This window comes from Oceanibium sediminis, from assembly GCF_003265325.1.
In the GTDB taxonomy this organism is placed as follows: domain Bacteria; phylum Pseudomonadota; class Alphaproteobacteria; order Rhodobacterales; family Rhodobacteraceae; genus Halovulum; species Halovulum sediminis.
Window position 1 is genome coordinate 1 of sequence record NZ_QGNX01000012.1, and the last position, 18,204, is coordinate 18,204.

Consider the following 18,204-nt stretch of genomic DNA (forward strand, 5'->3'; position numbering starts at 1 on the left):
GGGCGTGGGCACCACGCCCCGGCGGGCGGGGGGCTCGATGCCCCGCGCCCGCCGCGCCCGGCCCCGGGGCGCAGGGGGGCCGTGATGCGCGCCCTTCCCCCGGGGCCGGTCGAACTGGCCGTGACCACCAACTTCTCGTTCCTGCGCGGTGCCTCCCACGCGGAGGAACTGGTGATGCAGGCCGCGCTGCTCGGCTATGTCGGGATCGCGGTGACGGACCGCAACTCCGTCGCCGGCGTGGTGCGCGCGCATATGGCCGCCAAGGAAGCCGGGATCGCCTTCGCCCCCGGCTGCCGCCTGGTCTTCGCCGACGCCACCCCCGACGTGCTCGCCTGGCCCGAAAGCCGCCGCGGCTGGCAATCCCTGTGCGAGCTGCTGACCCTCGGCAAGCGCCGCGCGCCGAAGGGCGAGTGCCACCTGACGCGCAAGGACCTGATGCGCAACGCCGAGGGCCTGCTGATGGCGCTGGTCCCCGGCCGCTCCGCCCGCGCTGCCACTCTGGCGGCGGCGCTGAAGGCGCTGGAAACCCGCTGGCCCGGGCAGGTTCACCTAGCGCTGGTCCGCCAGCACGGCCCCGGCGACCAGCGCCGCCTCGCCGCGCTCGCCGGTCTTGCAAGCGCCGCGGCTGTCCCGCTGGTCGCCATGGGCGACGTGCTCTACCACGCGCCCGAGCGCCGCCCCCTGCAGGACGTGCTCAGCTGCATCCGCGAGGGCGTGACGCTGGAGCGTGCCGGCACCCTTCTGGAACCCCACGCGGAACGCTACCTGAAACCGGCGGAGGAAACCGCCCGCCTGTTCCGCGACCATCCCGGCACGACGGAGGCCGCGCGGACCCTGTTCCGCCGCATCGGCTTCTCGCTCGACGAACTGAAGCACCAGTACCCCGAGGACCCGGTGTTCGAGGAGCTGGGCGGCATCGCGATGCCAAGCCAGGAAAGCCTGGAGCGCCTGACCCGGATCGGGCTGAAACGCCGCTGGCCCGAGGGCGCGCCGCGCAAGGTGCAGCGCGCCGTCGCCCATGAGCTCGGCCTGATCCGCAAACTCGACTACGCCTCCTACTTCCTGACCGTCTATGACATCGTGCGCTTCGCCAGGTCGCGGGGCATCCTGTGCCAGGGGCGCGGCTCCGCCGCCAATTCCGCCGTCTGCTACGCCCTTGGCATCACGGAGGTGGACCCCGCCCGCGTCGACCTGCTTTTCGAGCGCTTCATCTCGGAAGAACGCGGCGAGCCGCCCGACATCGACGTGGATTTCGAGCATGAGCGCCGCGAGGAGGTGATCCAGTACATCTATCAGAAGTACGGCCGAGAGCGCGCGGGCCTGGCCGCCACGGTCATCACCTACCGCGCCAAATCCGCCCTGCGCGAGGTGGGCAAGGTGTTCGGGCTGTCCGACGATGCGATCACCGCCATCTCGGGCACCAAATGGGGCAGCTGGTCGCGCGAGGTGGACGCCGAGGACGCGCGGCGCGCGGGCCTCGACCCCTCGGACAGGCATCTGGCGCAGATGCTGGACCTCGCCCAGCAGATCATCGGCTTTCCGCGCCACCTGTCCCAGCATGTGGGCGGCTTCGTGATCACCCGCGACCGCCTGTCCAGCCTGGTGCCCATCGAGAACGCGGCGATGGAGGAGCGCACCATCGTGGAATGGGACAAAGACGACCTGGAATCGCTCGGCATGCTGAAGATCGACGTGCTCGCGCTGGGGATGCTGACCTGCCTGCGCAAGGGCTTCGACCTGCTGGCCCGGCACTATGGCCGGTGGGAAACGCTGTCCTCGCTCGAAGACAGGGACGAGGCCACCTACGACATGATCTGCCGCGCGGACACGCTGGGCGTGTTCCAGATCGAGAGCCGCGCGCAGATGACCATGCTGCCGCGCCTTCGCCCCCGCTGCTACTACGACCTGGTGATCGAGGTCGCCATCGTGCGCCCCGGCCCGATCCAGGGCGACATGGTCCACCCCTACCTGCGCCGCCGCCAGGGAAAGGAGCCGGTGGTCTTCCCGAAGGACGAGCTGCGCCAGGTGCTGGGCAAGACCCTGGGCGTGCCCCTGTTCCAGGAGCAGGCGATGAACATCGCCATCGTCGCCGCCGGCTTCCCCCCGGGCGAGGCGGACAAGCTGCGCCGCGCCATGGCCACCTTCCGCCGGGTCGGCACGATCCACAGCTTCCAGAAACGCATGGTCGAAGGCATGGTCGCCAACGGCTACGAGCGCGACTTCGCCGAGCATTGCTTCCGGCAGATCGAGGGCTTCGGCGAATACGGCTTCCCCGAAAGCCACGCGGCCAGCTTCGCGCTGCTGGTCTATGTCTCGTGCTGGATGAAGGCGCATTACCCGGACGTGTTCTGCGCCGCGATCCTGAACTCCCAGCCCATGGGTTTCTACGCCCCCGCGCAGCTGATCCGCGACGCGCGCGAACACGGGGTGGAGGTGCGCGACGTGGACATCAACCACTCGGAATGGGCCACCACGCTGGAACCCGACGCAACGCCCCACCCGGTGGCCATGGCGCATCAGCAGCTCGTGGGCACGATGAAGAACAGCCACGCCGTGCGCCTCGGCCTGCAAAGGGTGAAGGGCTTCCGGGAGGAGGACGCGAACCGCCTCGTGGCGCGGCGCAACCGGGGCTATGACAGCCTGCGCGACCTCTGGCTGCGCTCAGGGTTGAACCGCGCCGCGATCGAGCTGCTGGCCGAGGCGGACGCCTTCCGCTCGCTCGGGCTGGACCGGCGCGCGGCCCTTTGGGCGGCGCGCGCACTGGACCCGCTGGGCTCGGCAGAACGCCTGCCGCTGTTCGCCACCAACCGCGACGTGGAGTTGCAGCGCGAGGCCGAGGTGGCCCTGCCCCCGATGCCGCTCGGCGAACAGGTGATCGCGGATTACCAAAGCCTGAGCTACTCGCTGAAGGCGCACCCGGTGTCCTTCCTGCGCCCGCGCCTTGCGCGCAACCGCTTCGTGCAGGCAGAGGCGTTGCAGCGGATACGCTCGGGCACCATCGTGCAGGTGGCCGGGCTGGTGCTGGTGCGCCAGCGCCCCGGCACCGCCAAGGGCGTGGTCTTCGAAACGCTGGAGGATGAGACCGGCGTCGCCAACATCATCGTCTGGCCCAAGGTGTTCGAGGCTTATCGCGCGCTGGTCCTCGGCGCGCGCTGCGTGGGGGTGCGGGGCAAGCTGCAAAGCCAGGAAGGCGTGATCCACGTGGTCGCCGAGCGGCTGGTGGACCTGACCCCGCTGATGCAGCAGATCTCGGACCAGGACCTGGGCAACGGCGCGCTGGCCAACGCGGACGAGGTGCGCCGCCCGGTGGACGACCAGCGCATGAAACCGAAGCCCGGCGGCTCCCTCGCGCGGCTTCTGGCGGAGGTGCCGGAGCTGCGCCAGGATCTGAACGCAAAAGCGGCCCATGCGGGCAGCGCCCTGCCAAAGGGACGCAACTTCCACTGAAGGCGGGGGCCTAGGGCTCCTCCCGGTCGAAGGAAACGCGCCCCTCCAGCACATCGCGCAGGTAGCTGCAGCCATCCGGCTGAGCGCTGAAGTGGGACCAGACCCGGGCGGCGAAAAGGTCGGGGGCAAACATCAGGATGACGCCACTCAACTGCTCCGGCGCGACGGGTTCAACCAAACCGGCGCGCTGCTCGAAAGCCGCCCGGTCCCCGGCCTCCATTGCAAGGATCTGCAAGGCATAGGCCACATATTCACCGGCGGTCACGCAATTGCCGGACGAACAGGGAAATCCGTTCGCCACCGCATGGGCGAATTCATGCGCCACGATGCTGGCAAAGAACCCTTCCTCGTCCAAGCCCGCGAAAACGCTGTCGTTTCCGAGGCGTTCGTCCATAATTGCGGGCGGAAGCACTTCGATCAGGTTGTCATCGGAATGGAACAGGCCGACGCAACCCGGCACCAGATCATCAGTCACCGTGATCGTGACATGCGCCTCGGGCAATGGAATGTCACAGTGGTTCACAACCTCCTGCGCGGTGGCCGCCGCCCGGCAGACCTGATCGCGCAACGACTGGGTTTGCGCGTTGACCGTGACACCGCCCCCCGCGCAAAGAGCTGTCTGGGCCCACCCTGCCGAGGGCGCGGGCAGACACAGGCACAAGGCAAGGAACAAGGCCGCCCGCTGACGTTGCAATCGATGCATGGTGCGCGCCCCAACTGTGACGTGTTGCTTCAGTATCGGCCCTGCCCCGCAATGTTTCAAGTCGCGCGGCGGGCAGCTTTACCCGGCCATCGCGAAGTGGCATCTCATACCGATGCAGGAGGCCGACCTTTACCCCCCCGTGAAAGCCTATCTCGAAGCCCAGGGCTACGAGGTGAAGGCCGAGATCGGCGATTGCGACGTGATGGCCCGGCGCGGCGACGAGCCGCCGGTGATCGTGGAACTGAAGCTGACCTTCAGCCTGTCGCTGATCCTGCAAGGGGTCGCGCGCCAGGCCCTGTTCGAGCATGTCTACCTGGCGGTGCCGGTCTCGTCCGAGCGCGGCTGGGCCCTGCGCTACAAGGACGTGACGCGCCTCTGCCGCCGCCTTGGCCTGGGGCTTCTTGCGGTGCGCACCGGCCCCAGCCCGGCGGTGGAGGCGCATCTTGATCCCGGCCCCTACGCGCCCCGCCGGAACGCCGCGAAACAGGGCCGCCTGCTGCGCGAGTTCGAGCGCCGGGTGGGCGACCCGAACACCGGGGGCACCACGCGCACCAAGCGCATCACCGCCTATCGACAGGACGCCCTGCGCTGCGCCCATCACCTGAACGCGAACGGCCCGAGCCGCCCCGTGGAGGTGGCGCGCGCCACCGGGGTCGGGCGCGCGGCGCCGCTGATGCGGGCGGATCACTACGGCTGGTTCGAACGTGTCGCGCGGGGCGTCTACCGGATCACCCCCGCGGGGCAACGCGGGCTGGAAGATTACGCCGAAACCCTGGCCGAGCTGGCCACGGCCCTGCCGCCGGATCCTTGATCCGCTGAGGGGCGGGACGTCCGCGCGTATCTTTCAGGAAAGGCAGCACGGCGTAACGCGCCCGCTGCGGGGGGCAAGGCCCCTTGGCCGCGCATCGGTCAACCGGCGCGGAAAGGCGCGCCCCCGGACGCAGATACCGTCAGGGGGCGCGCAGAGAGAGAGATCAGGCCGCCAGGCGTGCCTTGCCGCCCGAGCCGCGACGCGGCCGGCGGCGTTTGCCGCCATTGCCGCCACCGGGCTTCGCCCCGCCACGCTGGCCCTGCCCTTTCGGGGCACCGCCGCCGCGTTTGGGCTGGGGCTGGGGGGCCCAGGCGCTGCCGCTGGCGACGGGGATGCTCATGCCCATGGTCTTTTCGATGTCCCAGAGCTGCTCCATCTCGGTCGCACAGCAGAAGGCGACGGCACGCCCCTCGGCCCCGGCACGCGCGGTGCGCCCGATACGGTGCACGTAGTTGTCCGGCACGTTGGGCAGATCGAAGTTGTAGACGTGCAGCACGTCGGGAATGTCGATCCCGCGCGCGGCCACATCCGTGGCGACCAGGATCGGCGTGCTGCCGTCGCGGAACGCCGACAGGCTGCGCTCGCGCTGGCCCTGGCTCTTGTTGCCGTGGATCGAGGTGGCCCGCAGCCCGCCGGCAACAATCTGCTTCATCAGCCGCTCCGCACCGTGCTTGGTGCGGCAGAACACGAGGGCGCGCTCATTCGGGGCCTTTTCCAGCATCTCGCGCAGAAGCGCGCCCTTCTGGCCCTGCTCGACGTAATGGAGCGTCTGGGTGATCTTGTCCGCCACCTTGCCCGGGGGGCTGACCTCGACCCGGATCGGATCCTTGAGGTAGGTCCCCGCCAGTTCCGCCATCAGCTTGGGCATCGTGGCCGAGAACAGCAGCGTCTGGCGCTTGGCCGGCAGCAGTGCCGCGATCTTGCGCAGCGCGTGGATGAAGCCCATGTCGAGCATCTGGTCCGCCTCGTCCAGCACCAGGTACTGGGTCTCGGCCAGGGACAGCGAGCGCCGGTCCAGCAGGTCGATCAGCCGGCCGGGCGTGGCGACCAGGATGTCGGTGCCCTTCTCCAACCGCTTGACCTGCATGTTGATGGACGCACCGCCCACCACGAGGCCCACCTTCAGCGGCGAGCGGCGGGTGAAGACCGACAGCGTGTCGGCGATCTGCTTGGCCAGTTCGCGCGTCGGCGCAAGGATCAGGCCGCGCACGCTGCGCGGGGCGGGCTTCGCGCCCGCCTTCACCAGCTTGTGGATCAGCGGCAGGCCGAAGGCCGCCGTCTTGCCGGTGCCGGTTTGCGCCAGCCCCATCAGGTCACGCCCCTCCAGCACATGCGGGATCGCCTGCGCCTGGATCGGGGTGGGGGTGTCAAAGCCCTCGGCTTCGAGGGTATTCAGAAGGCTGTCGCTCAGCCCGAGGTCGTTAAAAGTCGTCAAGTCATTGCCTTTCAGAGGCGCCGCGGGTCAGTCCGCGCGCCAAACCCCACGCGGACAGGGCGCCGGCACGGTGCCGGACACCCCCGCATGGGGCAATCAGTGGTTGCGACAAACGCCCTTCCAGCGCGGGCCGAATGCCCGGTGGCGGCGCTGCCGTCGACCCCTGCGTGATTGGGAGGTCCTCAAGGTCGGTGCCGTGGAAACAGCACGCTCTGCGGGAGTGGTCGGCGGCGCTTCTTGCGCCGGGCCGAACTGTCCACTCACGCGGCAGATCACCCTCAGGTGTCAGGCATATGCGCCCGAACGCGGGACAAGTCAACCGCCCCCGGGCGATTGCCGCAGCGCTGCGACTTCCGCGCGCAGGGCGCGGACCTCGCGCAGGATGGTTTCCGTCTCACGCTGCAGGGCGTCGCGCTCGCCCCGCGCCTCGGCCTCGTGCTCGGACTGCATCGCGTCGACGATGACACCGATGAACAGGTTCAGCACCGTGAAGGCGGTGGCGATGATGAACGGCAGGAACAGCATCCACGCGAGCGGGTACACCTCCATCACCGGGCGCACGATGCCCATGGACCAGCTTTCCAGCGTCATCACCTGAAACAACGTGTAGGCCGAGGCGGCGAGCGTGCCGAACCACTCGGGGAAACTGTCCCCGAACAGCTTGGTCGAAATGACCGCCGTCACGTAGAAGATCAGCACCAGCAGCATAAGGATCGAGCCCATGCCCGGCAACGCCTCCAGCAGCCCCGCCACGACCCGGCGCATGGCCTTGACGGTGGAGATCACGCGCAGCACCCGCAGGATGCGGAAGGCGCGCAGCACCGACAGCGGGCCGCTCGCCGGCAGCAACGCCACCCCCACGATCACGAAGTCGAAGATCCGCCAGGGATCGCGCCAGAAGCCGCGCGGGTCCGCCACCAGCCTTGCCGCGATCTCGGCCACGAAGATCCATAGGACAGCCGTGTCGATCGCCGTCAGCACGCCGCCGAAAGCCGCCATGGCCCGGTCGCTCGTCTCCAGCCCCAGGGTGATGGCGTTGAGGAATATCAGCGCCAGGATCAGCTGTTCGAAACGCGGGTCTGCCAGAAGGCGTTGCAGTGACTGGCGCATGGTGGCCGCACCCTTTCCAATATGATGCGTGCTTGCCGCCACCCGATGGGGGGCTACGAACACGGGAACAAGTTTCAATGGCGGGCCCCGGACATGACCACGATCAGAACCACCCACGTCGGCGCGTTGCCCCGCACGCAGGCGGTGGTCGATTTCCTCTTCGCGCGCGAACGCGGGGAACCCTGTGACCCGGCCGCATTCAGTGCCGCAATGCGCGCCCATGTGGATGATCTGGTGGCCAGGAAGGTCGCCGCCGGTATGGACATAGTCCCTGACGGGGAAACCTCCAAGATCTCATATGCGACTTATGTGAAGGACCGTTACACCGGGTTCTCGGGGGACGGTCCGCGCGGACGAGATCCCAGGGGAACGGCGCCCGTGCGCCGCGAGGATTGATGCGGCGACGCCTTTCGTGGAGCATCCGAAGCTGCTCGCCGAGCGGCTTTGGCGGGTCGTGGATATCGCCGGGAAGAAGCTGCGCAGCCTGGCCGAGGGGCCGCGCTGGTTCCGGCCTGAGCCGAGTGGTTGCCGCGGGCGGGAACGAGGGGCCAGCCCCTCGTGCTCCCCGGGATATTTCTGGACTTTGGAAGGGGGCCGCGCGCGCCACGCCCGGGGGGTTGGGGGCTCGCCTGTGAACCGGTCCCGGGGAACGTCTTGCGCCCGCAGGGCGCGCCGCTGCGTCAGGGGAGCAGGGCCGACCAGCTGGGGTCCGAGGCGAAGCTCGGTGTCGGCAGGCGGCGCAGGTTGCGCCCGGTGATGTCGACTGTGAACAGTCCCGGCGCGCCGGTGGAGCCTGCGGTTTCGCGGTAGAAGGCGATCACCCGTCCGTTCGGCGCCCATGTCGGCCCCTCGTCGAGGAAGCTGCGGGTGAGCAGGCGTTCCTCGGACCCGTCGGTGCGCATGACGCCGATGTGGAACGCCCCGTTCACGATCTTGGTGAAGGCCACGAGGTCGGCGCGCGGCGACCAGACCGGCGCCCCGTAGCGCCCGTCGCCAAAGCTGATGCGCGTCGCTTCGCCCCCCGTGGCAGGCATGACATAGAGTTGCTGGGTGCCCGCGCGGTCGCTTTCGAAGACGATCTGGCTGTTGTCCGGCGAGAAGCTCGGCTCCGTCTCGATGGCGCTGGAATCGGTCAATTGCGTGACCGCGCCGCTGGCGAGGTCGAGCGTGTAGATGTCCGAGTTGCCCGCCCGCCCCGCGGCGAAGACGAGGTTCCGCCCGTCGCTGGAGAACCGTGGCGCCGAGGTGAACCCCTCGACCCCGCTGAGCGGGCGTTTTTCCAGGGTGCGCGTGTCCAGGATGAAGACCCGCGGCGTGCCGGTTTCATAGGAAGTGTAGACGATCTGGCTGTTGTCCGGCGACCAGCGCGGCGAGAAGACGATGCTGTCGTCCCCGGTCAGGAACTGCACGTTCGCCCCGTCCTGGTCCATCACAGCGAGGCGTTTGCGCCGCGCGTCCTTGGTCCCGGTTTCCGACACGAAGACGATCTTGGAATCGAAGTAGCCCCGCTCGCCCGTCAGGCGCTCGTAGACCTGGTCGGAGACCTTGTGCGCCATGCGCCGCCAGTCCGCCGGGGTACCGACGAACTGCTGGCCTTCGCCAAGCTCGGTCTGCGCGAAGGTGTCGTGCAGGCGGAATTTAACCACGATCCGCCCGTCCGACGTGGTGGAGGCAGCCCCGGTCACCAGCGCCTGCGCGTTGATCACCGTCCAGTCGGTATAGGCGACGGGCTTGTTGAAATCCTCGATCCGCCCGATGTAGGCGGAGGGCGGGATTTCGCGGAAAAGCCCGGACCCGGTCAGGTTCGCCGCGATGACGGAGCTGATGTCCTGCGCGATCTGCGCCGCCTCGGTGGTTTCGGCGACGAAGGCGGGCAGCGCTATGGGCAGGGGTTCGATGACCCCTTCGGTGATCTCGATCCGCAGGGGGCCTGGGCGCCCGTCCTGCGCGTGGAGGTTGCCGGATGTCATCGCCAGCGCGATTGCCGCGGCCAAGAACAGTTTTCCCATCGATCCCCCTACCATCTGGCCAGCATGCCCTTGGGATCAAAGGCAACTTCCAGATTTTTCCAATGCTCGTATTTATCCCGCGGCAGATCGTAGCCGCCCTGTTGGCAGCGCAGCAACGCACGGCGGGCCGCGTCGAAAGCGGCGACGATTTCCCGCCGATCCGCGCTGGCGGGTTCGATCAGGCGCGGCGCGCCGATGATCCGCCCGGACGGATCGAGTTCCACCGCGACCACGACGCGCAGGTCCGACGCGTTTTCCAGGCCGGCGGGGATGTTCCAGCACCTCTGCACGGCGAGGCGCAGCGCGTCCTTTTCGCCGACGGACAGCGGCGGGCCGACTGGCGTGTCCGGCGCACCGGCGGGCTCGCCCGACTGTGCGGTTTCAGTGGCGGTTTCGGCTGGCGCCGGCGTCTGTTCGGCATCGCGCGCCGCCTGGGCCTCTGCCTCTGCGCGGCGGGCGGCTTCCTGCTCGGCCAGGCCCGCCGCTTCCTCGACGCGGGCGGCTTCAGCGGCGGCGAGGGCCTGTGCCTCGAAGTTGCGCGGGCGCGCGCGGGGTGCAGTGGACAGGCGCAACTGGCTGCCGTCCGCCTCGCCGCTTTCGGGGTTGGGCGAGATCGCGGTCGTCGCTTCCTCGGGCGCGGCGGATTCTGCGGTTTCCGTCGTCTCGGACGGGGCGTCGTCGGGGACGGTGGCCTGTTCTTCGCGGTCCGAGCGGTCGGGCATGGGCGGTGTCGGCGCGGTCGCGCTGGCGATCCGCGGGGCCTGGCGGGGCGCGGGGGGCGTGGCAAGCGCGGGGCCGCGGGGGGCCGAGGTCATGGTGTCAAAGCCGGAGGTGCCCGGTAGGCTGAGCGAGCTCATCTGGGAGTCGGGCGCGGTATCCTCGGGCGGCGCGTCCACGGAGACCGAGACTTCCGGCTGAGCCAGTTCCTCGATCAGGGCGGACAGGTCGGCTGCCGCGTCGCGCGCGGAGGGGTCCTCGATGAAGTCCTGCTCGCTCATTTCCGGCGCGATATCGTCCTCGGGCGCGGGGCCGGCATCCGGATCGAAACTGGGAGCCGTGATCCCGGCCACCTCCATGTTCTGGACATCGGGTGCCTGGTCGCGGTCCGCCGGGGTGGCGGTGACCAGCGATACCTCGGTCACGCGGCTAACGTCGCGTAGACGGTCGTCATCGTAGGGAATCGCGAACAGCCCCGCCGCAATACCTGCGGCGTGGAGCGCTATGGATATGGTCCATCCCGCCCGCACCGGTCGCCGCCTTACTGGGCGGGGGCGTCCAGCGTCGGACCGCCCCCTTCCGTAACCAGGCCGATGCTGTTGAACCCGGCGGCGTTGAGCGCGCCCATCACTTCCATGACGGTGCCATAGTTCATCGCGTTGTCGGCACGCAGGAACACCTTGTCGTCCTGGCGTTCCGCGGCAACGGCGTTCAGCAGGGTGATCAGCTGGCCGCGTTCCACCGGCTGGCTTTGCAACATGATCTCACCATCGGCGGTGATGGCGATGGTCAGCGGGTCCTCTTCCTCCTGGGCAAGGGGGGTGGCCGCGGTTTCGGGCAGTTCGATCGGCACGCCGACGGTCAGAAGCGGTGCGGCCACCATGAAGATGACCAGCAGCACGAGCATGACGTCCACGAAAGGCGTGACGTTGATCTCGGACATCGGCTTGTTGCCGCCGCGCCCGCCCCGGCGCGAGCGGCGGCCTGCGCCCTGTGTCATGCCAGCGCCCATGGCCCTACCCCTCCGCCGCTTCGAGCTGGCGGGACAGGATCACGGAGAACTCGTCCGCGAAGCCCTCGTAGCGCGCCGTGATGCTGTCCGCGTTGGCCGACAGCTTGTTGTAGAAGATGACCGCCGGGATCGCCGCAAGAAGGCCGAGCGCCGTGGCCAGCAGGGCCTCGGCGATACCGGGCGCGACAACGGCCAAGTTGGTCGATTGCTGGATCGCGATTTCCTCGAAGGCGTACTTGATGCCCCAGACCGTACCGAACAGCCCGACGAAAGGCGAGATCGCGCCAATGGTGGCCAGCACGCCCAGTCCTTCGGTCAGTTCATCCTGCTCGCGGCTGATGGCGACGTTCATCGCGCGGTCAATCCGTGCCTGCGCGCCGGCGATCATCTTGCCGCTGGTTCTCTGCGAGCGGCGCCATTCGCGCATGCCGGACATGAAGATTCGCTCCGTGCCGCCGCGCGGGTCGTCCTCCAGCTCGTCATAGACCTCGTCCAGGGGCTGGCCGGACCAGAACAACTCTTCGAAATCAGCGACTTCGTTGCGCGCCGAGCGGAAGTTCATGTGCTTCTGGATGACCACGGCCCAGGACCAGATCGAGGATATCACGAGAATGGCCATAACGATCTTCACCGTCAGGGTCGCCCGCAAAAACAACGCCATAAGCGAGAAGTCGACCTCGCTGACCGCGGCCAGTGTTTCGGTTTCCATTACTGCTGCTCTTCGTATCGTGTTTCGCCACGCCGGTCATGTCTGCCGACTTGGGCGCGAGTGTAACGTAGATTGGGCGGTTTGTGTCGAAAATCCTGTGAATTGTCTAGCGTGTCGCAGGGGCAGCCCCCGCTGCGCCGAATTGTGCGCGGATCGCCGCCGGAATGCGGGCGACACGGCCGTCCAGGGTCATGCAGGCGATGCGCACCTGCGCGGTGACGATCCGGCGTTCTTGCACCCGAATCTGCTGCGCCATTTCAAGCGTCGCGCCGCCGGTGCGCAGGATATCCGTGTGCACCGAAAGCATGTCATCGAAGCGCGCCGGGGCGTGAAAGTCGATGGACAGATGCGCAACGGCGAAGGCCAGCCCCGCTTCGCGCATCGCGCCCTGGTCGATGCCCATCTCGCGCACCGCGTCCGAGCGGCCCCGCTCCATGAACTTCAGGTAGTTGGCATAATAGACGATGCCCGCCATGTCGGTGTCTTCGTAGTAGACGCGAAAGCGGCTCTCAAAGCTCATCGGCCAGGTCCCCGAGCAGAAGCCCGGCGCGCGCCGCAAGGCGATGGGCGTGGGCGGGGTCGTGGCTGACGGCGGGCAGCACCGGGTCATAGGCCGATCGGATCAGCGCCGCGACGTCCGGGCGCGCGACCGCGTGGCCGCTGTCGGTCACCTGCGCCACGGGGCTTTCGGACTGGAAGGCGGTGTCGGACCACAGCAGCATCGAGAGCACCATCTGCGCCGTCATCAGCGTTTGCGCGGGCACATCGGCCAGTTCCGCGTCCATCCTCAGGAACAGGATGCAGAGCGAGATCGCGCCGCCCTCGTCGAAGCGGAAGCTGCGGTACTGGTTCGCCCCCGCCTGCCCCAGCCTGTCGAGCAGCGCCGCCATGTCCGGGATCAGCCGGTCGAGGTTCGGCACCCCGGCCAGGTCGGTCCAGTCCTGCACGAAGAACACCAGCAGGTTCGCGCCGAACTCGGGGTCCGCGTCCGTCAGGCGCAGATCCCCGAGCGAGGCGACCTCGCGGATCGTGTCCTTCAGGATCGACAGGGTCGCATCGTCGGTGCCGAACACCACTGGTGCCAACGGTCGGCCCCAGCGGGCGAAGTGAAAGCTGCCGTCGCTGCGGGTGAACAGCCTTTCGGTCTTCTCAGGCGTCATCGGCATCCTCGTCGAACAGATCGACCTGTCCGGTCGCTTTGGGCGCGCTTAGGCCCAGGTGTTGCCAGGCCCTGCGCGCCAGCATCCGCCCGCGCGGGGTGCGCTGGATCAGCCCGCTTTGCAGCAGGAACGGCTCGATCACTTCCTCGATGGCGTCGCGCGCCTCGGACAGAGCGGCGGCGATGGTTTCCACGCCGACGGGGCCGCCGCCGTAGTGTTCGGCCAGCAGGCGCAGGTAGCGCCGGTCCGCGCCGTCCAGGCCGAGGTGATCGACGCCCAGGCGCGTCAGCGCGCGGTCCGCCAGCGGCTGGGTCACCTGCCCGTCCCCCTCGACCCAGGCGAAGTCCGCGACGCGGCGCAGCAGACGCCCCGCGATGCGCGGTGTGCCACGGGCACGGCGGGCGATTTCGCGCGCGCCTTCGGGGGTGGCGTCGGCCTTCATCAGGCGCGCGGCGCGGGTGACGATCTGCACCAGTTCCGCCTCGGTATAGAACTCCAGCCGCGTCGGAATGCCGAATCGGTCGCGCAGCGGCGTCGTCAGCAGGCCGAGTCGCGTAGTCGCCCCGACCAGCGTGAAGGGCGGCAAATCGATGCGCACGGTACGCGCCGCCGGCCCTTCCCCGATCACGAGGTCGAGGGCGTAATCCTCCATCGCGGGGTAGAGCACCTCTTCCACCGCCGGGTTGAGGCGGTGGATCTCGTCGATGAACAGGACGTCGCGTTCCTCGAGGTTGGTCAGGATCGCCGCCAGGTCCCCCGCCTTGGCCAATACTGGCCCCGAGGTCATGCGGAAGCTCACCCCGAGTTCGCGCGCCATGATCTGCGCCAGCGTCGTCTTGCCCAGGCCCGGAGGGCCGTAGAACAACGCATGGTCCATCGCCTGCCCGCGACGGCGCGCGCTTTCGATGAACACGGCAAGGTTGGCGCGCGCCTCGGCCTGGCCGATGAAGGCGTCCAGTGCCTGCGGTCGCAGGGCGCGGTCGGCATCCTCGGGCTGGGGCTCGGGGCGGACGGTGGGGTCGGGCGTGGTCATGAAGCGCTCGCGTTCGGGCAATGGGGCCTTGGCAGGGGGTTTAGCGCGACAGGGCGCTCAGCGTCCATCCGTGACGGGGCGTGAAACGCATCCATCCCCCTACCCCTGCGGCGCAAGGCGGCGCAGCGCGCCCCGGATCAGCGCGGCCTCATCCGCTGCGCCGTCGGCCTCGGCCTGCGATACCGCGGTGGCCGCGTCCCCGTGCCCGTAGCCGAGGTTGACCAGCGCCGACAGCGCGGCCGAGCGCGCGCCGGCAAGGTCCGCGCCGCCGTCATCGATGACCTGACCCTCGTCGCGCGGTGCGGGGGGCGTGTCCGCCGACCTCGCGCCGCTCGCCTGCCGCGCGCCGGCGGCGCCAAGCGCCATGACGCTGGACGCCTTGTCCTTCAACTCCAAGATCACCCGCTGCGCGGTCTTCGGCCCAACGCCAGGCGCCGCCTTCACCGCCGCGACATCCCCGAGCGAGATCGCACGCCCGATCCCGTCAGGCCCGAGCGTGCCGAGAATCGCCAGCGCCCCCTTCGCCCCGATTCCCTGGACCGAGGTCAGCAGCCGGTGCCATTCCTTTTCGGCCAGCGTCAGGAAGCCAAAGAGCTGCATCAGATCCTCGCGCACCACGAGTTCCGTATAAAGCGCCACGTACTCGCCCGCGCCCGGCAGCGCGGCGAGCGTGCGCTCGGAACAGAAGACGACGTAACCGACGCCCCCCGCCTCGATCAGCACGTGATCGGCAGCGCGGTAGTCCAGCCGCCCCGAAACCTTGCCGATCATGCGCCTGCGCGGGCCAACGCCGCCTCCAGCCGCCCGAAGAACTTGGCGTTATGCGCATGGCACAGCGCGATCGCCAGCGCGTCCGAGGCGTCGGCCCCCGCGATCTCCACCCCCGGCAATTGCAACCTCACCATGTGTTCCACCTGTTTCTTGTCCGCGTGTCCGACACCGACCACGACCTTCTTGACCGCGTTCGGCGCGTATTCCGAGACCGGCAGCCCGGCGCTGGCGGGGGCGAGCATGACGACGCCGCGCGCCTGCCCCAGTTTCAGCGTGGCCACCGCGTCCTTGTTCACGAAGGTCTGCTCCACCGCCGCCGTATCGGGCGCGTGCTCCACGATCACTGCGCTCAGCGCGCGATACAGGCTGAGCAGGCGCAGCGCCAGGTCGCTGCCTTCCGAGCAACACACACCGTTCGCGACATGGGAAATCCTGCTTCCCTGCACGTCGACGATTCCCCAGCCCGTGCGCCTCAGCCCCGGGTCGATGCCGATCACCCGCATTTCAACCGCCTTCCTGCTCTCTTTTTTCGTTAAAATGCGACTAGCACGAAACCAGAACATTTGGAACTTCTAAAGCGGTTCAGCTTGAATGCGACCATCGCCTTGTGCAAAAGCGACACTATCCGGTAAACCCCTTTCAGCTATGACAAATTCACATGGGAGGGATGCAATAATTGCATTTGCGCCACTTTTGGAAGACGCATAACTGCGGATTTGAAGGTGGCTCGACGCAGCCTTCGAAAAGTTGACCACTCATTCGAAGGAAGCGCCCGATGGCCTATTGCAATACCCCCCGCCCCGCACCGTTTGGCGCCCTCACCACCTATTCCGGCATGCGTTTTGCAGAGCGCGCCGTGACCTCGCTGCGCCGCCTCCTCTCCAAGAGCCGGACCGAGGCCGCGCTTGCCCGCATGAGCGAGCGTGAGCTGGCAGATGTCGGCCTGACCCGCACCGCCGAAGGGCTGAAGGCCGTCCGCTACAGCCCGTTCAGCGCGCGCGTCTGATCCAATTGCATCCGGGCCCCGCGACGGCCCGGCAGGACACGGATTGAACGGCCATCGCCCGATCCCGGCGGTGGCCGTTTTGCCGTTTCAGGCGCGGCGCATCACCAGCGTCACCCAATCGCCCAGCACGATGCGGTGCCAGCGGGTGAAGCCATGCCCCTCGTAGGTCTGCTGCACATGGGTCGCTTGGCGCGTCAGGATGCCCGACAGGATGATCGCACCGCCCGGGCGCACATGCGCGGCCATCTGCGGCGCCATGCGCATCAACGGCCGGGCGAGGATGTTGGCGAAGACCAGGTCATAGGGCGCATGCGCCCTGAGGGTCGGGTCGCGAAAGCCCGCGGCCCGGACCACCGGCACGGCCCCGCCGATGCGGTTCGCCGCCATGTTCGCGCGCGCCGTCGCCACCGCCTGCGGGTCGATATCCGCCGCGATCACGTCCCGCCGCCAGCCTCGGCGCGCGGCCATCGCCAGCACCCCGGTGCCGCATCCGATATCCGCCGTCCGCTCCGCGATGAACCCCCGCTTCATCAGCCGCTCCAGCGCCAGGAGGCAGCCCTTGGTGGTGCCGTGGTGGCCGGTGCCGAAGGCCATCGCGGCCTCGATCTCCAGCGGGATGCGGTTGATCGGAATCGTCGCACGGTCATGCGAGCCGTGGACGATGAAGCGCCCCGCGGACACCGGGGTCAGTTCCCGGCGCACCTGCGCGACCCAGTCGCGATCCTCGACCTTGCTGACCGCGAACGGGCGGGCGTCATGCATCGCCGCCAGCAGCGACAGGCCGGCGATATCGGGTTTCTCGGTGAAGTAGCCGCCGATTTCCCAGGTGCCCGAGCCGTCCTCGACCTCGAAGATGCCGACACCCGTCGGGGTCGGGGCCAGTTCCTCAAGCCGGTCGGCAAGGGCCTGCGCCAGCTTTTCGCCGGGAAGCGTTGTCAGGGCGGTCCATGTCGGCATGGGAGTTCCTTTGACGGGGCTGCGATCAGGCCCAGCGCTTAAGCGCCGCCTCGGGGCCCGTCAAGCGGAGCGGTCATCGCGGTGCGCAAAGCGCACCACGAACGGATGCGATCAGCTCTGCAACCGGGCGGGTGCCGTCCAGCGTCAGCACCGGGCAGTCCAGCCCCGCAAGCCACGCCTGGTGGCCGGACAGGCTGCGCCCGGTGAAGTCCGGATCGTCATACCGTGCGGCCCAGTCGAGAAACGCCACCAGGGGGCTTTCCCGCCAGCCGCCGGCCCCGATGGCCGCCGCGCCGTGGCGCAGTTCCTCGCGCGCCCGCAGGCGCTCCAGGCGAATCGGGGTTGCCACGCGCAGGAGGACGGCCAGATCGAAACGCTCCTCTATCGGCCCGCCCCAGCCGCTGATCGAGCCGCTCAGAACAAACGCCCTGCGTTGGCCCAGAAGCGCGTCGAGCAGCGCCAGCCGCTCGGCCTCCGGGCGTTTTTCGCGGAACGGCAAGGCGGTCGGCCGCCAGTAAACGTCATCGGTATCGAAGTGACTGAGCCCGAGCTGATTGGCAAGTGCGCGGCCCAGCGTCGTGGTGCCGGAACCACTGGCGCCGGTGATGTGGATACGCCGCGGCGCTTCGGTTTCAGGCACCCGTGCCGATCGGACAGGTCACCCCCGTCCCGCCGATTCCGCAGTAGCCCCGCGGGTTCTTGGCCAGGTACTGCTGGTGATAATCCTCAGCGAAATAGAACGGACCCGCGGGAAGGATCTCCGTGGTGATCGGGCCGAACCCCGCCGCGCCCAACCGCTCCTGGTAGGCGGATTTGCTGGCCTCGGCCGCGATGCGCTGCGCCTCGGTGCTCCAGTAGATGCCGCTGCGATACTGGGTGCCGCGATCGTTGCCCTGGCGCATGCCCTGCGTCGGGTCATGGCCTTCCCAGAAGACCTTCAGAAGTTCCTCTATGCCGATCTTCGCGGGGTCGTAAACGATCTGCACCACCTCGTTGTGCCCGGTATGGCCCGAGCATACCTCCTCGTAGGTGGGATTGGGCGTATGGCCCGCCCCGTAGCCCGCCGCCGTCACCCAGACGCCGGGCTGGTTCCAGAACATCCGCTCGACACCCCAGAAGCAGCCCATGCCGAGCTGGAGCGTTTCGCTGCCCTCCGGATACGGGCCCTTCAGCGGGCGGCCGTTCACGAAATGCGTCTCCGCCGTGGGGATCGCCGTCGCGCGGCCGGGCAGCGCGTCTTCCCTCGCCGGGATCGTGGTCTTCTTCAGCAGGCTGAACATCGTTCGGCGCTCCGTTTCCTGTTGGGGCGCAGCGCGGCGCCCCT

Annotated in this window: 18 protein-coding genes and 1 pseudogene; 4 read left to right on the forward strand and 15 right to left on the reverse strand. The window is 68.5% G+C overall.

Features of this window, described 5'->3' with window-relative positions:
* Window positions 1–84: 84 nt before the first annotated feature.
* On the forward strand, window positions 85–3,447 hold the full coding sequence (locus DJ029_RS19225) for an error-prone DNA polymerase (protein WP_112324119.1): 3,363 nt from the start codon (window positions 85–87) through the stop codon (window positions 3,445–3,447).
* Window positions 3,448–3,457: 10 nt separating this feature from the next.
* Here the strand turns inward: DJ029_RS19225 and DJ029_RS19230 are convergent, their stop codons facing one another.
* On the reverse strand, window positions 3,458–4,150 hold the full coding sequence (locus DJ029_RS19230; protein ID WP_308861208.1) for a DUF6639 family protein: 693 nt from the start codon (window positions 4,148–4,150) through the stop codon (window positions 3,458–3,460).
* A 112-nt stretch (window positions 4,151–4,262) separates the two neighbouring features.
* Here DJ029_RS19230 and DJ029_RS19235 point away from each other — a divergent pair, with 112 nt between their 5' ends.
* Window positions 4,263–4,961 (forward strand): DUF2161 domain-containing phosphodiesterase, encoded by a 699-nt coding sequence (locus DJ029_RS19235; RefSeq protein WP_112324153.1) that lies wholly within the window; start codon window positions 4,263–4,265, stop codon window positions 4,959–4,961.
* A gap of 163 nt (window positions 4,962–5,124) precedes the next feature.
* Here the strand turns inward: DJ029_RS19235 and DJ029_RS19240 are convergent, their stop codons facing one another.
* Both DJ029_RS19240 and DJ029_RS19245 read right to left on the reverse strand, forming a co-directional pair.
* Window positions 5,125–6,396, reverse strand: coding sequence for a DEAD/DEAH box helicase (locus DJ029_RS19240; RefSeq protein WP_112324121.1), 1,272 nt, complete (start codon window positions 6,394–6,396; stop codon window positions 5,125–5,127).
* A gap of 315 nt (window positions 6,397–6,711) precedes the next feature.
* Window positions 6,712–7,506, reverse strand: a complete 795-nt coding sequence (locus tag DJ029_RS19245) for an ion transporter (protein WP_112324122.1) — start codon at window positions 7,504–7,506, stop codon at window positions 6,712–6,714.
* 93 nt (window positions 7,507–7,599) lie between these two features.
* Between DJ029_RS19245 and DJ029_RS19250 the strand changes: the two are divergent.
* Window positions 7,600–7,857: pseudogene (locus DJ029_RS19250) on the forward strand (epoxyalkane--coenzyme M transferase); the annotation flags it as partial.
* Window positions 7,858–8,186: 329 nt separating this feature from the next.
* On the opposite strand, the gene tolB reads toward DJ029_RS19250, so the two are convergent.
* From tolB to ruvC, 9 genes are all read right to left on the reverse strand, one after another.
* Window positions 8,187–9,515 (reverse strand): Tol-Pal system beta propeller repeat protein TolB, encoded by a 1,329-nt coding sequence (gene tolB / locus DJ029_RS19255; protein ID WP_112324123.1) that lies wholly within the window; start codon window positions 9,513–9,515, stop codon window positions 8,187–8,189.
* An 8-nt stretch (window positions 9,516–9,523) separates the two neighbouring features.
* Window positions 9,524–10,762 (reverse strand): hypothetical protein, encoded by a 1,239-nt coding sequence (locus tag DJ029_RS19260; protein WP_157966454.1) that lies wholly within the window; start codon window positions 10,760–10,762, stop codon window positions 9,524–9,526.
* A gap of 11 nt (window positions 10,763–10,773) precedes the next feature.
* Entirely contained in the window at window positions 10,774–11,244 is a 471-nt protein-coding gene (tolR, locus tag DJ029_RS19265) for a protein TolR (RefSeq protein ID WP_112324125.1), read from the reverse strand.
* Window positions 11,245–11,248: 4 nt separating this feature from the next.
* Window positions 11,249–11,953: a protein TolQ gene (tolQ, locus tag DJ029_RS19270; protein ID WP_112324126.1), complete on the reverse strand. Its 705-nt coding sequence runs from the start codon at window positions 11,951–11,953 to the stop codon at window positions 11,249–11,251.
* A gap of 106 nt (window positions 11,954–12,059) precedes the next feature.
* Window positions 12,060–12,473, reverse strand: coding sequence for a tol-pal system-associated acyl-CoA thioesterase (ybgC, locus tag DJ029_RS19275; RefSeq protein WP_112324127.1), 414 nt, complete (start codon window positions 12,471–12,473; stop codon window positions 12,060–12,062).
* Entirely contained in the window at window positions 12,463–13,113 is a 651-nt protein-coding gene (locus tag DJ029_RS19280) for a hypothetical protein (RefSeq protein WP_112324128.1), read from the reverse strand. Before DJ029_RS19280 ends, ybgC begins: the two co-directional genes overlap by 11 nt.
* The gene (gene ruvB / locus DJ029_RS19285) at window positions 13,103–14,146 is read right to left on the reverse strand and encodes a Holliday junction branch migration DNA helicase RuvB (RefSeq protein WP_112324154.1); all 1,044 of its coding nucleotides are present in this window, start codon (window positions 14,144–14,146) and stop codon (window positions 13,103–13,105) included. The genes DJ029_RS19280 and ruvB overlap by 11 nt, the downstream gene beginning before the upstream one ends.
* Before the next feature lie 99 nt (window positions 14,147–14,245).
* Complete coding sequence (gene ruvA / locus DJ029_RS19290; RefSeq protein ID WP_112324129.1) at window positions 14,246–14,917, reverse strand: Holliday junction branch migration protein RuvA; 672 nt, start codon at window positions 14,915–14,917, stop codon at window positions 14,246–14,248.
* Window positions 14,914–15,420: a crossover junction endodeoxyribonuclease RuvC gene (gene ruvC / locus DJ029_RS19295; protein ID WP_112324130.1), complete on the reverse strand. Its 507-nt coding sequence runs from the start codon at window positions 15,418–15,420 to the stop codon at window positions 14,914–14,916. The genes ruvA and ruvC overlap by 4 nt, the downstream gene beginning before the upstream one ends.
* Before the next feature lie 272 nt (window positions 15,421–15,692).
* Here ruvC and DJ029_RS19300 point away from each other — a divergent pair, with 272 nt between their 5' ends.
* Complete coding sequence (locus tag DJ029_RS19300) at window positions 15,693–15,923, forward strand: DUF1127 domain-containing protein (protein ID WP_112324131.1); 231 nt, start codon at window positions 15,693–15,695, stop codon at window positions 15,921–15,923.
* Between the two features lie 87 nt (window positions 15,924–16,010).
* Here DJ029_RS19300 and DJ029_RS19305 read toward each other — a convergent pair whose 3' ends face one another.
* From DJ029_RS19305 to msrA, 3 genes are all read right to left on the reverse strand, one after another.
* Window positions 16,011–16,880 (reverse strand): 50S ribosomal protein L11 methyltransferase, encoded by an 870-nt coding sequence (locus DJ029_RS19305; RefSeq protein WP_112324132.1) that lies wholly within the window; start codon window positions 16,878–16,880, stop codon window positions 16,011–16,013.
* Between the two features lie 73 nt (window positions 16,881–16,953).
* The gene (locus DJ029_RS19310) at window positions 16,954–17,520 is read right to left on the reverse strand and encodes an AAA family ATPase (protein ID WP_112324133.1); all 567 of its coding nucleotides are present in this window, start codon (window positions 17,518–17,520) and stop codon (window positions 16,954–16,956) included.
* A complete protein-coding gene (gene msrA, locus DJ029_RS19315; protein WP_112324134.1) occupies window positions 17,513–18,160 on the reverse strand; it encodes a peptide-methionine (S)-S-oxide reductase MsrA in 648 nt (215 codons plus the stop codon). The genes DJ029_RS19310 and msrA overlap by 8 nt, the downstream gene beginning before the upstream one ends.
* Window positions 18,161–18,204 lie beyond the last annotated feature (44 nt).

Bases quoted from the DNA above. Each gene is read 5' to 3' on its own strand.
- ruvA (WP_112324129.1), bottom strand. From the start codon at position 14,917: ATGATCGGCAAGGTTTCGGGGCGGCTGGACTACCGCGCTGCCGATCAC.
- DJ029_RS19305 (WP_112324132.1), bottom strand. From the start codon at position 16,880: ATGCCGACATGGACCGCCCTGACAACGCTTCCCGGCGAAAAGCTGGCG.
- ybgC (WP_112324127.1), bottom strand. From the start codon at position 12,473: ATGAGCTTTGAGAGCCGCTTTCGCGTCTACTACGAAGACACCGACATG.
- tolQ (WP_112324126.1), bottom strand. From the start codon at position 11,953: ATGGAAACCGAAACACTGGCCGCGGTCAGCGAGGTCGACTTCTCGCTT.
- ruvB (WP_112324154.1), bottom strand. From the start codon at position 14,146: ATGACCACGCCCGACCCCACCGTCCGCCCCGAGCCCCAGCCCGAGGAT.
- DJ029_RS19225 (WP_112324119.1), top strand. From the start codon at position 85: ATGCGCGCCCTTCCCCCGGGGCCGGTCGAACTGGCCGTGACCACCAAC.
- tolR (WP_112324125.1), bottom strand. From the start codon at position 11,244: ATGGGCGCTGGCATGACACAGGGCGCAGGCCGCCGCTCGCGCCGGGGC.
- ruvC (WP_112324130.1), bottom strand. From the start codon at position 15,420: ATGCGGGTGATCGGCATCGACCCGGGGCTGAGGCGCACGGGCTGGGGA.
- msrA (WP_112324134.1), bottom strand. From the start codon at position 18,160: ATGTTCAGCCTGCTGAAGAAGACCACGATCCCGGCGAGGGAAGACGCG.
- DJ029_RS19230 (WP_308861208.1), bottom strand. From the start codon at position 4,150: ATGCATCGATTGCAACGTCAGCGGGCGGCCTTGTTCCTTGCCTTGTGC.
- DJ029_RS19280 (WP_112324128.1), bottom strand. From the start codon at position 13,113: ATGACGCCTGAGAAGACCGAAAGGCTGTTCACCCGCAGCGACGGCAGC.
- DJ029_RS19300 (WP_112324131.1), top strand. From the start codon at position 15,693: ATGGCCTATTGCAATACCCCCCGCCCCGCACCGTTTGGCGCCCTCACC.
- DJ029_RS19245 (WP_112324122.1), bottom strand. From the start codon at position 7,506: ATGCGCCAGTCACTGCAACGCCTTCTGGCAGACCCGCGTTTCGAACAG.
- tolB (WP_112324123.1), bottom strand. From the start codon at position 9,515: ATGGGAAAACTGTTCTTGGCCGCGGCAATCGCGCTGGCGATGACATCC.
- DJ029_RS19235 (WP_112324153.1), top strand. From the start codon at position 4,263: ATGCAGGAGGCCGACCTTTACCCCCCCGTGAAAGCCTATCTCGAAGCC.